At 36.8% G+C, this 13,349-nt stretch carries 9 protein-coding genes and 1 tRNA gene; 3 read left to right on the top strand and 7 right to left on the bottom strand.

Translation table 11 applies throughout. The annotated features are described in order from the left end of the window. Positions 1–116: 116 nt before the first annotated feature. Positions 117–3,458 (bottom strand): transcription-repair coupling factor, encoded by a 3,342-nt coding sequence (gene mfd, locus GXP67_RS15260; protein WP_162443917.1) that lies wholly within the window; start codon positions 3,456–3,458, stop codon positions 117–119. 117 nt (positions 3,459–3,575) lie between these two features. Here mfd and GXP67_RS15255 point away from each other — a divergent pair, with 117 nt between their 5' ends. Both GXP67_RS15255 and GXP67_RS15250 read left to right on the top strand, forming a co-directional pair. After that, positions 3,576–4,016, top strand: coding sequence for a DUF4174 domain-containing protein (locus GXP67_RS15255; protein WP_162443916.1), 441 nt, complete (start codon positions 3,576–3,578; stop codon positions 4,014–4,016). 647 nt (positions 4,017–4,663) lie between these two features. Beyond that, positions 4,664–6,109, top strand: a complete 1,446-nt coding sequence (locus GXP67_RS15250; RefSeq protein ID WP_162443915.1) for a hypothetical protein — start codon at positions 4,664–4,666, stop codon at positions 6,107–6,109. A gap of 67 nt (positions 6,110–6,176) precedes the next feature. Here GXP67_RS15250 and GXP67_RS15245 read toward each other — a convergent pair whose 3' ends face one another. The 3 genes from GXP67_RS15245 to GXP67_RS15235 form a co-directional block, all read right to left on the bottom strand. Beyond that, positions 6,177–6,593 (bottom strand): response regulator, encoded by a 417-nt coding sequence (locus tag GXP67_RS15245; protein WP_162443914.1) that lies wholly within the window; start codon positions 6,591–6,593, stop codon positions 6,177–6,179. Positions 6,594–6,721: 128 nt separating this feature from the next. Then, positions 6,722–8,257, bottom strand: a complete 1,536-nt coding sequence (amaB, locus tag GXP67_RS15240) for an L-piperidine-6-carboxylate dehydrogenase (protein ID WP_197901690.1) — start codon at positions 8,255–8,257, stop codon at positions 6,722–6,724. Positions 8,258–8,377: 120 nt separating this feature from the next. After that, positions 8,378–9,691, bottom strand: a complete 1,314-nt coding sequence (locus tag GXP67_RS15235; protein ID WP_232065234.1) for a trypsin-like peptidase domain-containing protein — start codon at positions 9,689–9,691, stop codon at positions 8,378–8,380. 565 nt (positions 9,692–10,256) lie between these two features. Between GXP67_RS15235 and GXP67_RS15230 the strand changes: the two genes are divergently transcribed. Then, positions 10,257–10,330: transfer RNA gene (locus GXP67_RS15230), tRNA-Asn, on the top strand. 167 nt (positions 10,331–10,497) lie between these two features. Here the strand turns inward: GXP67_RS15230 and GXP67_RS15225 are convergent. The 3 genes from GXP67_RS15225 to GXP67_RS15215 all read right to left on the bottom strand — a co-directional run bounded on the left by GXP67_RS15225 (position 10,498) and on the right by GXP67_RS15215 (position 13,066). Then, positions 10,498–11,121, bottom strand: a complete 624-nt coding sequence (locus GXP67_RS15225; protein WP_162443912.1) for a sterol desaturase family protein — start codon at positions 11,119–11,121, stop codon at positions 10,498–10,500. 120 nt (positions 11,122–11,241) lie between these two features. Beyond that, entirely contained in the window at positions 11,242–12,354 is a 1,113-nt protein-coding gene (gene bshA, locus GXP67_RS15220; RefSeq protein WP_162443911.1) for an N-acetyl-alpha-D-glucosaminyl L-malate synthase BshA, read from the bottom strand. A 352-nt stretch (positions 12,355–12,706) separates the two neighbouring features. Then, positions 12,707–13,066, bottom strand: coding sequence for a hypothetical protein (locus GXP67_RS15215; RefSeq protein WP_162443910.1), 360 nt, complete (start codon positions 13,064–13,066; stop codon positions 12,707–12,709). Positions 13,067–13,349 lie beyond the last annotated feature (283 nt).

Below are 13,349 nucleotides of genomic sequence, written 5' to 3'. Positions count from 1 at the left end.
TTCATCTAATTCACGCAAATAATAAATGTATAGATGGTAAAAAAATGACTGTGTAATAAATAAACACAAATTGTACATTAATGGTAAAACGCTAAACCAGTAACCTGCTAATATTTCTATATTTGTGATAAGGCTTCTATCGCACTTTTAACAGAGGAAATATTATCGAAAATAATAAACAGTTTATTTTTTGCTTCTTTTAGACGGCTTTTTTTAGGATTTTTTTGTAAGAATTGTAACACCCGACTAAATTTATCAGATTTAAAGTAAGCTTCATTTTCTGATGAAACAAAATAGCCCTTTAAGGAATCATTCTTAATCACCATCTTTTCAAGGCCAATTCTCTCAGCAATCCACCTCAGACGCACAATTTCAATCAGATCATGTACTTCGTCAGGTAAGGGACCAAACCGGTCTGTTACCGATTGCTGGAATTTTCGTAAAGCTTCTTCATCTTTAATGTTATCCAATTGGGAATATAAACTCAGCCTTTCAGAAATGCTTGTTACATATTTTTCTGGGATCAATATCTGCAAATCTGTTTCAATTACACAATCTGTGACCAGTTCTTTTACAGGTAACTCCTTTACAAACAAATCTTTAAATTCAGATTCTTTTAATTCCTGAACAGCTTTGTCGAGAATATCATGGTACATTTCAAAACCAAGGTCAGAAATAAATCCACTTTGCTCAGCACCTAATAAGTTTCCCGCCCCCCGAATATCCAGATCCCGCATGGCAACTTTAAATCCATCACCTAGCTCAGAAAACTCTTCCAGTGTGCTTAGCCTTTTTCGAGCATCTGTAGTCATGGCAGAAATGGCTGGCGTAAGCAAATAACAGAAAGCCTTTTTATTCGATCTTCCGACACGACCCCTCATCTGATGTAGATCAGATAAGCCAAACATATGTGCCTGGTTAATAATAATAGTATTGGCATTAGGAATATCCAGCCCTGATTCAATAATATTGGTAGAAACTAGTACATCAAATTCGCCTTCAATAAATTTCAGCATTGCTTTTTCGAGGCGATCACCTTCCATCTGTCCATGTGCAATTCCAATTTTTGCATCAGGGACGAGTTTCAAAATTAAATTACCCATAGCTTCAATATCACTTACCCGGTTGTGTACAAAAAATACCTGCCCTCCCCTACGCAATTCAAAACTAACGGCATCTCTAATTAAAACCTCATTAAAAATATGAAGTTCAGTGGTTACTGGTTGCCGGTTAGGTGGAGGAGTGGCAATAATAGATAAATCACGCGCACCCATCAAAGAGAAATGTAAAGTTCGGGGAATAGGAGTAGCTGTAAGGGTTAAAGCATCAACATTTACCCGCATCTCCTTTAGTTTTTCTTTAGTTTTTACGCCAAACTTCTGTTCCTCATCAATAATCATTAAGCCTAAATTTTTAAACTTAATATCCTTGCTCACGATCCGGTGTGTACCTATTAATATACCTGTTTCGCCAACCTCCACTCTTTTGAGGGTTTCCTTGATTTGCTGGGTGGTTTTAAAGCGGTTGATATACTCAATTTTGACAGGAAATTTTTCCAGTCTTTCTTTAAAAGTTTTATAATGCTGAATAGCCAGAACTGTGGTAGGCACCAAAACAGCCACTTGTTTATTATCGCAAACGGCTTTGAAAGCAGCCCGAATGGCAACTTCAGTTTTTCCAAAGCCTACATCTCCACACACTAATCTATCCATCGGATGAGGCTGTTCCATATCTGCTTTTACATCGGTAGTAGCTTTAGCCTGGTCAGGGGTGTCTTCATATATAAAGGAAGATTCCAGTTCTGCCTGCATAAAATTATCTCTACTGAAAGCATATCCTGGTGCTGACCGGCGCTTGGCATATAATTCTATTAATTCTTTGGCAATGTCTTTTACCTGTTTTTTTGCCCTGGCTTTCTTGTTTTCCCAGTCTGGCGAACCCAGTTTGCTCATTATTGGAGGAGCGCCTTCTTTACCAGTGTACTTAGCAATCTTATGCAAAGCATGAATACTCACATACAGCAAATCATCATCCCGGTATACCAATCGGATGGCTTCCTGCTCCCGGCCATTATTTTCTACTTTTTCCAATCCTGCAAAACGGCCAATTCCATAATCAACATGGGTTACGTAATCGCCAGGTTGTAAAGTGCGAAGCTCCTTTAATGTAAGTGATTTAGTTTTGGAAAACTTGTCCTTGGTTTTGTACCGATGAAAACGCTCGAAAATCTGGTGATCAGTATAACAAGCGAGTTGCAACTGTTTATCTACAAAGCCTTCCCGGAACGATATATTTAAAGACTGAAACTTAACAAAAGGATCCAGTTCATCGAAAATAGTCCGCAGTCTTTCCATCTGCTTCACAGAATCAGCTACGATGATATTTGAAATCTCATGCGACTGATTGTCATGCAGATTTTCGATGAGGAGTTTAAAATCTTTGTTGAAAGAAGGTTGGGGAGAGGATGGATAGGTAAATTTGGTTGTATTCTTAAAATAAAATCGTTTGCCGAATTCAACTATGTCTTTTTCTTTTAACTGGCTAAGGAACGTTTTTCTTGTTTCAAACAGACCTTCCGGCTGAGCTACTATTTTTGTGTTGCCGCTTTCCTGTAATATCAATTGAAAACTCTGTTCTGCCTTTTCATAATATTTCTGAATAGTATCAAGTGTAAACTCTATATCTTTAACAAATACTAGTGTTTCCTCTGGCAGAAAATCCAGAAAAGATTCCCGGGATTCCTGTAATAGTTTGGTTTGAACATCCGGAATCAATGAAACTTCTTTTACATTTTCTACCGAAAGCTGCGTATTAGGGTCAAAGGTGCGGATGCTTTCTATCTCATCGCCGAAGAGCTCTATGCGGTAAGGCAGGTCATGCGCATAGGAAAATACATCAATAATACCACCCCGGATAGAAAACTGACCAGGCTCATACACAAATTCCGTTTTGTCGAAATCATAACCCACCAAAAACTCACTTACAAAGCCAGTATCTAGCTTATCACCTATTTTAGCCGAAAATGTATTTTCCCGCAGCGAACGTTTATTAATTACTTTTTCAGTGAGTGCTTCCGGATAGGTAACTATTATTTCTTTACTGCTTTTCTGGCTCATCCGGTTCAATACCTCCGCCCGGCGTAAGATATTCGCATTTTCTATCTCTTCAAACTGGTAAGGTCTTTTATAAGAAGTAGGAAAAAACAAAACCTCCTGGTCGCCCAACAGGCTTTGAAGGTCGTTCTGAAAATAAGCCGCTTCTTCCCGGTCATGCAATATATATAAATGATGCCTGGATTGAATAAAATGTAATGCTGTACCCAGCACAGCATCCAGACTACCTATTAATCCCTTTACTTGAATACTTACAGGTTCTTTGGTAGTTCGATGAATGCTTTGAGCAATGGTTTGAATGAAACTATCTTCCTGATATAGCTTTAAAAAGTCTCGAATTTTCAATACTAAAGGGTTTGAATGCGCAAAATTAACAAAATAAACATTTGGTTTGTTACAGTAGTATTACTCAACTAATAAGATTTAGGTTCGTTTGAAGGGAATACTTTAATAAACAAAAATATGTTTACAACTTATATTATTGGAATTGTACTTGTTATATCAGGCACTCTTTTATGTCAGTTTCAAATTAATCAAAGCAGCTCATTAGAGGAAAGACTCCAATCGTTAAAGTGGCAAAAGAGAGTGATTCTCGTAATGGCTTCCTCTTCTTATGAGAGTGAGTTCTTAGCACAGAAAAGTAATTTAGAAACAAAAAAAGTTGGTGTAGAAGATAGAGATTTGGAAATTTTATATATATCAATCAATAATCTTAACTATATGGATAAAACTTTTATAAGAAAAAAGTTCGAAATACATGATCAAAATTTTTGTATTATTCTCATAGGAAAAGATGGTGGAGAAAAACGTCGCTCTGATGAACCATTAAAAGCAGATGACTTATTTCAGACAATTGATGCTATGCCTATGAGGCAGCAGGAAGCGAAGGGTAAAAATAAGTAAGTTGTTTATAAAAAAATCCGTCCTGTAGTATTGCATGTCTCCAAACTGCATAAAGTTATTGTCCAAAATTTTGTAGCCTAGGTTTTTATAAAAAGATAATGTCTTCTACTAAATATCTAATACAAGTTTGGAAGTGTCGTTTTGCTTAGCTAAGATGTATCATCAGAATTTTTCAGCACTTTTTTAACGGTACTTGCTATCTATAACAAAAAACCGTACTTGTATTTTGGCAGATAAATCAAAATGCAGATGCACAAAGCCGGTTACCTCTCCATCATCTGTACAAATCATAGCGCGAATGCTGTATTCTTCAACGTTCAGAATTTCGCCAATTCAGAGTTGGCCTCAAGGCTTCCAAAAAATCTATCGAGGTAACTGATAATATGTGTCAAAATCTTGCAACATAATGCGGGATACAATCTTCATGGTTTTATTACTAAATTCCAAAATTACCGCAAATGGATGAATATAATGTACTTATATTGATTCAAAATGTTAAATATCTTACATTTTTTATAATATAGTATGATTTCTTTTTTCATTCTTTTTATTACATTGCCCTAACAAATTAGTTCTGGAAAGAAAATAATTCATATCCTTGTTAAATAAACAGCAATTATAACGGTATAATTTAGTAAATAAATTTTATGGCTAAACTAAAGAATATTATTAAACAGTTGTCACTGGAAGACTATAAAGCTATATATGATTCGTTGATGACGAGTAACGCTGAAAAATCGGCGTACTTGCTAAAATTTATGCGGGAAAAGCAGCTTTCAGATAATAAAATAATGGAGCAACTGGAAGTAAATACCAATGCTTATTATACCCTGCGTTCCAGATTAAATCAAAAAATAGAAGAATATCTTTTGCAGCAAATGGAAAGTCCTCGTACTGACCTGCTGAAAAAGGTGGCTAATATTAATGAAATAATATTTACTAAGAAGAGAGCTATTGCTGTTGCAACGCTGAAGAAACTGGAAAAGGAACTTCTGGATTATGATTTATCTAACGAATTAACCGTTATTTACAAGACACTCAAAAAGCTCCACATCAACACGCCGGAACTGTTTAACTACTCACAGTTGTATAACCGGCATGTTGCCTATATGTTGGCCATAGATAAAGCAGAGGATCTGCTGGCGGAATATTTCAAAAAATATGGATTGTATACCTTATCAGGAAATTCAACTGAAAAACTTGAATTAACCCTGTTACATAGGGAAATGGATAATGTATGCCGATTATATCAGTCTCACCGCTTGTATATTTACCAGCATTGCATGAGTATTTTCCACCGTCTCTTTGTAGAAGATGAGATTGAGAAAACACAAGATGATTTAGAACCCATTGAAGACATTCTGGCCAATGTGGAAAAAATCTTTACTCAGTATAGCCTCGACTCTATTTACTATCATCTCAAACTAGTATTTGAATTCCTTAAACTAGAGTATTACACGCATTATAAAGTATACAAAAAAGCTGAAAAATACTTCGATGAAGTAAACGATGCCATCAGCACCCTACTCACTAACTATAGTCTATACACATATCCTTCGCAGTTTCTATTTACAAAAGTGAACCGCCATATCCGTATGGACGCGGAACATTTAATGTATGAAGAAAACGAAGGCTTATTCCAGGACTTTGAAGTAGATACACATGATTTACCCAAATATATATCATATGTAACTTATCGGGCGCTTTCGTGTTATTACGCCAATAAGTATGATGAGGCATCTAAATGGATTAACAATTTATTAAATGATTTGAGCCTTAAAAAATATCCGCAGGCACAACTAGAAGTTAAGCTGTTACTTGCCCTACAATATTGCTTATTAAATGATTATGAATTATTTAGCCAATTGTTAAATAGTATTCAGAGACAAATCAGAATACTAGGTAAAGACAATTGCGAGCGTATGCTGGTATTTACCAAAATTCTTAAGACATCTTTATATGATAGCAAGAATGGAAAAGCAGCAAAAATCCGTGCTTTAGTCGACAAACTGAATCGTACTGAACAAGAGGGCTTCTCTATTTCCAACTATATCAAAATGGATGAAAGCTTTATTGCTAGACTCACTACATAATTTGAGTCTAAGCTCAAAAAAGAAGCCTTGCAATTTGCAAGGCTTCTTTTTTGAGCTTAGTAAAAGTTTATATGCTTAGCTTATTTAAACTATCTTGTGTTAAAGGCTTATTTACATATTTTTTAACATAGTCATATTTTTTAGACTTATTCATATCCTGAGGATTGATGGAAGAAGTTAGCATCACCACGTTACAATATTGCTTGGTGTCTTTCGATAGCTTGTCAAATTCATCCAGAAACTGGAATCCATCCATCAAAGGCATATCTATATCGAGAAAAATAATCTCTGGCAAACATCCAGGTACCGAAGCCGCAATCTTCTCCATATTTTTCAGGAATTCAATAGCGCTCTTTCCACCAGTGTGAGTGAATATATTCTTGCAGATATTGGACGACTCTATAATCTTCTGGTTGATAAGATTATCTATCTCATTATCGTCGATTAGCATAATGGCATTATACTTGGTTTTTTGCTCAGGCATACTTATTTATATAAAGTTGAGATATTATGATTATTCTTGAGTGTTAATGGTTAAAGATAAATAATGTATGTATAAATGCAAAAAAATTAATTTTTTTAACAAGTAAGATTAAACGTACATACGTAAGTTTATACAACCTCAAATTTGATCCCCTGCGCCAGGGGAAGTGTCTTTCCATAATTGATTGTATTTGTCTGACGGCGCATATATACTTTCCAGGCGTCAGAACCGGACTCTCTACCCCCTCCGGTTTCTTTTTCGCCTCCAAAAGCTCCACCAATTTCAGCACCTGAGGTTCCAATATTCACATTGGCAATACCACAATCCGAACCGATGGAAGACAAAAAAGCTTCGGCTTCATGTAAGTGATTGGAAAAAATTGCAGAAGAAAGTCCTTGTCTCACATTATTTTGTATGTCAATAGCGCTTTGTACATCTCCTTCATAGCGTATTAAATATAAGATCGGAGCAAAAGTTTCTTCCTGAACCGTAGGATATTCGTTCTTTACTTCAATAATGGCAGGCATTACATAAGTACCGGCTGCATACTCCTCTCCACTAAGAACTGTTCCTCCAGTAAGCACATTGCCACCCTCCTGCTTTACTTTTTCAATGGCAGATACAAAAGCTTGTACTGCATCTTTATCAATGAGTGGGCCAACCAATTTATTCTCGTTTAGTGGATTACCAATAGGCAAGCGCTTATAAATATGTAACAGTTTTTCTCTCACAGATTCATACACATCAGCGTGTACAATTAATCTTCGGGTGGTCGTACATCGTTGGCCACAAGTCCCTACTGCACCAAAAACTGAGGCTCTTACAGCCATCTCTATGTCAGCATGGGGAGTGATAATAATGGCATTGTTTCCACCTAATTCTAGAAGGGCTTTTCCAAGCCGGCCTGCTACTGTTTTTGCTACCTGTTTTCCCATTCTTGTAGAACCTGTAGCCGAAATTAAAGGCAATCGGTTGTCTTCTGCCATCCGTTGGCCTGTACTTGCATCACCAATAATCAAGTTAAAAATACCTTCCGGTAAATTATTATCTTCTAGCACTTTCGCTAAAATACGCTGACAGGCAATAGCGCTTAGCGGTGTTTTTTCGGAAGGCTTCCAGATACATACATTTCCACATATTGCTGCAAGCATGGCATTCCATGACCATACTGCTACAGGAAAGTTAAAGGCAGATATAATACCTATAATTCCCAAAGGATGATACTGCTCATACATTCTGTGTTCGGGCCGCTCAGAGTGCATAGTAAGTCCATGTAATTGCCGGGCTAATCCGGTAGCAAAATCACAGATATCTATCATTTCCTGTACTTCTCCTAAGCCTTCCTGATAGATTTTACCCATTTCATAGCTAACTAATTTTCCTAAGGCTGCTTTGTGCTTACGTAATTCATCTCCAATTTGCCGGACAATATCTCCTCGTTTTGGTGCAGGGACTTTACGCCATTCTACAAAAGCTTTTTCGGCTGTATGTACTACCTTTTCATAGTCGTCTGCAGAAGCCATCTGGACCGAAGCGATTAACTGGGCATCAATAGGAGAATAAATATCATGCTTGGCACCAGTGTCAGGCTTTCCCCAATGTAAACCAGTGCTATAAGATGGATTATGTGCCTGAATCTGCAGAAGTGCTAAAGTATCTTGCATAAAAGTAAAGCCAAAAATCATTGAAAATTTAGGCTTTTGTTTAAAATTTCACAAAAATAAAAAAACTCTTTAAAAAATCAGGTATTTAAAGAGTTTTTAGAAGGACCTTAATCCATACTGTTAGGGTACGATAGCTCTGTAATCTTTGGTGCCATCTGCATATACTCCTTCAATGAGCACAGCGCCTTCTTTCACATTCTGGATACTTTTGATTACATCATTAGGCGTTTTAACCGCTTTTTTATCGATATGTGTAATAATAAAACCAGGTTTAAATCCTGCCTCTTTCATCTTTCCGGAAGATAACTTTGTAATTCTAACCCCACTTTCAATACCGGCTACTCTTTTTTCTGCCTCACTAATTGCTAATAATTCCGCACCAAGAATACCTTTTTCTTTAGCTGTGGTTTCCCGCTTCACAATACTGGTATTTCCCATGCTATTTCTTAGCGTAACCTGCGTAATATACTCTTTTCCACCTCTTTCATAAGCTACTTTCACTTTATCTCCTGGGCGGTAGGTAGCGACTACTCCCTGCAATTCTGAAGATGAATTAACTTCAATATCATTGATACGTTTTACCACGTCACCCGCTTTTATACCAGCTTGCTTTGCAGCGCTTTCATCATTTACATCTTCAATATAAACACCTTTTAATGATTTAAGCCCTTTCTCTTTGGCAAAGTCGGCATCAATATCTTGTCTGATAATCACACCCAATAAAGCACGTTGTACCTCTCCATATTTAAGCAAATCATCCATTACTTTTTTTACCAGGGTAACTGGCACAGCGAAAGAATATCCTTGAGAAAACCTGGTAGAAGTTGCAATGGCCGTATTGATGCCTACCAGTTGGCCTTTTAAATCAACTAATGCACCGCCACTATTGCCTGGATTTACAGCAGCATCTGTCTGAATGAAGGATTCTACCTGCATATTTTTTTCGTCACGCAGAATATTAATGTTACGGGATTTTGCACTTACAATTCCAGCTGTAACAGTAGAAGTCAAATCAAAAGGATTACCAACAGCCAGTACCCACTCTCCTACTTTTAGTTTATCTGAATCTCCATATTTTACAAAAGGTAGCGCATCGTCTTCAATTTTCACCAGAGCCAGATCTGTCGTAGGATCTGTTCCAACAACTGTGCCTATATAACTCCGCTTGTCATCCAGAATCACCTGTATTTTATTAGCGCTTTCTACTACGTGGTTATTGGTTGCAATATATCCATCTGCTGAAATAATCACCCCTGAGCCAGCAGATTCTCTGGGACTTGGGCTGCCAAAAGGGCTTTTAGATGAACCATCTCCATGAAACTCACGGAATATGCCCTCTATATCATCATCTCCACCCATAGCAGTAGCATCATAAGAAGTTTTAATATGAACTACAGCCGGCCGCACTCTTTCAGCTGCATAGATGAAATTCAACCCTTCAGGAACAATAATAGCTGTATCTTTTAGATAATTAGAAAAGTGTACATTCTGCTTTTGCTCAAAGGATTCATATACTTTTTCAGGCGTAGTAAAGAATTTAAATCCCGCCAGGGCTATTACCCCCCCAGTACAGATGCTAATAAAAGCCCTAGGATAAATAATTTCCGGTTCATATAGATGAGAATGATAGGTTAGGAAAGAAAGAGGGTGTTTATACAGATGAAAGATGTATCAAGTAAAACGAAATTAGTATGTGGTTGTTTTAAGCTTTAAAAATAATATATGGCCTGTTTTAGTATAATCAAATTAAGATGAAACATGGATTAATATTGGATAATGCCAGTAGTTTCTAAGATAAGAAATTTATGTTTTCTATCCAATTACTAAATAGGTCAGAAAAGCTAATAAATATAGTAACCTCTGAATAAAGAACAAGTATACCAGGACAGGCGAACTTTAATACTTGTAAAGGGCAAATGAACAGGATTAAAAAAGTGATAAATTTTTTGGGTATTTAAAAATAACCCATTATTATTGCAACCGTTTAAGTCAGTAACAGTCTTCCTTAGCTCAGCCGGTTAGAGCATCTGACTGTTAATCAGAGGGTCCCTGGTTCGAGCCCAGGAGGAAGAGCAAATAAAAAAGCACTTATAAGATAAAACTTGTAAGTGCTTTTTTATTTGCTACTTATAAACTCATATTTTTCCCTCTTACTGCTACTATTTTACATACAGATACGTAACAACACAACGGAACCCTCTTTTATCAAAAGAGGGTTCCGTTGTGTTAAATAGAATAGCTTATTTAGGCAATGTGCCAAATATAAAATCCCACAGTGGAGTTGATACTCCAAAAGCCTTGTTATGATCTTTGTAATGATGAATTCCATGATTCACCCATAATACTTTGAAAAAGTTCTTCGGAGGTTGATACGCATGTACGGCAAAATGCACAAATAAATAAGAAGCATATCCCATTACAAAGCCCGGTAAAAAGGCAAACGTATATTCACCAATTACCAGATGAAAAACATATAGTAAACTGATAGCCAATATCACACTCACAATCGGTGGCATAGCTAACCTGCCTTTATCCTTCGGATACTCATGATGGACTCCATGAAAATTGTACTGTATCTTTTCTTTCAGGTCCGTATCGGTATCCATATGGAATACATAGCGGTGCACTATATATTCCACCAGCGAAAATATTAATAAACCGCTGATAAACAGAATGCCTATCAGATAACTAGGCAACTGTGAATACGTAAAGGCATATACAATTAATCCTATAGAAAATAGAACAAAAATAGAAATAGGGACGGCAATATGGGTTCTGGTCAGGCTTTCCAGAACTGGATTATCAAAAATAACTTTCTGGCCTGTATTTTTAGGTCTCACGGCTGTGTTGGGTGTTTTGGACATAGATTAAGGTGGTTTAAGCTATTCTCAAAATTTGGGCTAATATACTTCATTTATGCATTTATGTAAAGGAATAAAGAAAGCTTCTTATGAGGTATAAAAGCTAATTTACTAAGTCATAGGCTAGTACTTTTTATAATAATTTTCATACATAGGCAGAATTCTTGTCACATCAAACTCTTTGGCTCTTTCTATCGCATTGTGTTTGAACGTTGGAAGGTTTTCGTCTTTCAAAATAAACAGCGCATTTTTTACCATATCCGGTACATCACCCACTTTGCTGATAAAACCTGTTTTTCCATGTACATTCAGCTCTGGTATACCTCCGGCATCCGAAGATATTACCGGCACTTCACAAGCCATGGCTTCCAGAGCAGCCAGTCCGAAACTTTCTTTTTCAGAGGGCATCACAAACAGGTCACATACAGACAATACTTCCTCTACAGCATCCAGCTTACCCAAGAAACGGACATCATCGCAGGCATCTAACTGGCGGCTTAAATTTTCCATCGCCGTTCTTTCAGGTCCGTCGCCTACCAATAATAACTTACTAGGAATTTGTTTGCGTACCTCACTAAACACCCTGATTACGTCTTCGATCCGCTTTACCTTACGGAAATTAGATGTGTGTACGAGCAGTTTTTCGTTGTGTGGCGCAATAGCTTTTTTAAAATGCTCTTTCTTTTGCTTTTTAAACCGGTCTAAGTCTATAAAGTTGGGAATAACTTCTATTTCTTTGTTAATAGCAAAATGCTTGTAGGTATCCTGTTTCAAGTCTTCCGAAACAGCTGTTACCCCATCCGATTGATTGATACTAAACGTAACCACCGGCTCATAAGAGGGATCTTTTCCCACAAGGGTTATATCGGTGCCATGTAAGGTGGTAACAACAGGAATATGAATGCCATGCGTTTTCAGAATTTGTTTGGCCATGTATGCTGCTGATGCATGAGGAATGGCATAATGCACATGCAATAAATCCAGCTTCTCATACTTCACCACATTTACCATTTTACTGGCCAAGGCAAGCTCATAAGGAGGGTACTCAAACAAAGGATAGGAAGAAATGGAAACTTCGTGATAAAACAGATTCTCATTAAAGAAATCGAATCGAGCAGGCTGTGTATAGGTGATGAAATGTATTTTATGGCCTTCCTGAGCCAGGGCTTTTCCCAATTCAGTGGCTACAACACCACTACCGCCAAATGTCGGGTAACAAACAATACCTATTTTCATGAATATGGAATACTCGGTGGCAAAACTATAATCAATGCACTTATATGGCCTGACCCATGCAAAGTACACCAATTTAACCAATAAGCCACGAAGTTGTTTGTGATTTTTGGGTTAAGGTTTATTCGATGTATGTACGGCAATTCAAGGCCAGTGTTGTACCAGAAACCATATTTTTAGTGGTGAGGTTCCAGTAAGTGAGTATATCCCAATTAATAAAAATTCAGAGCTGTATTAATTGGCTCATACTAGGTTAAGGAATTCTGTGTATGGCAGGATATAAAAATAGCTAAGAAGCAATTCTGAATAACGAGAACCGCTCCTTAGCCGGGAAAGATAATACTATTACGTATGGTTAATTATCATATCTTTTTTTAGAAATAGAAGATGCTATCAGGTCGGAATAGCCTTTTATCTGCCCGGCAACCACCTGGTTGTGTTGCACCATTTTTAAGGTACGATTCAGCATTTTTACAATTTTTCGCCGGCTGATATCCAGGCAAATTCCTGTTAGTTTTTCTTCATATATCAGGCTATGGGTATTATCATAAAATTTTACTACTGTAAAATCTTTTGTATTTATATTCGATTCTACTACCCAGTATCCTTCATTGCTTAGAAGTTGAGCTATAGCCGCCTGTGAAGAAAAAAGAGTAAGTGTAAAAAGGATAATGGTGACTAGTAGCCGGTTGAGAAAGTTGAGTTGTGTTTTCATAAGTTTATAGTTTTAAGTGATGTTTTGCAGCAGCTGATTGAGTTGTAGCTGTCCAATAGTTTTTAGAATAATTATGCTCTTAATTGATATACTATACTCAGATAAACCTTTGATATTAAATCATTTTGCTGCTGTTTCTCTAAATATATACTTACTGATTACTGGCTGCTGATAAAATCGCTTGTGGTATTACTTCCTCCGATATATCACCTGGTATTCGCTACAAAATGCTTTTATCCTTATAAAATGCAGTTGAGCGATGAAAATACATTATTAGTCTATG

The organism is Rhodocytophaga rosea (assembly GCF_010119975.1).
In the GTDB taxonomy this organism is placed as follows: domain Bacteria; phylum Bacteroidota; class Bacteroidia; order Cytophagales; family 172606-1; genus Rhodocytophaga; species Rhodocytophaga rosea.
The sequence above is the reverse complement of the archived record's forward strand: the minus strand, read 5'-3'. Positions and strand labels throughout refer to the sequence as shown.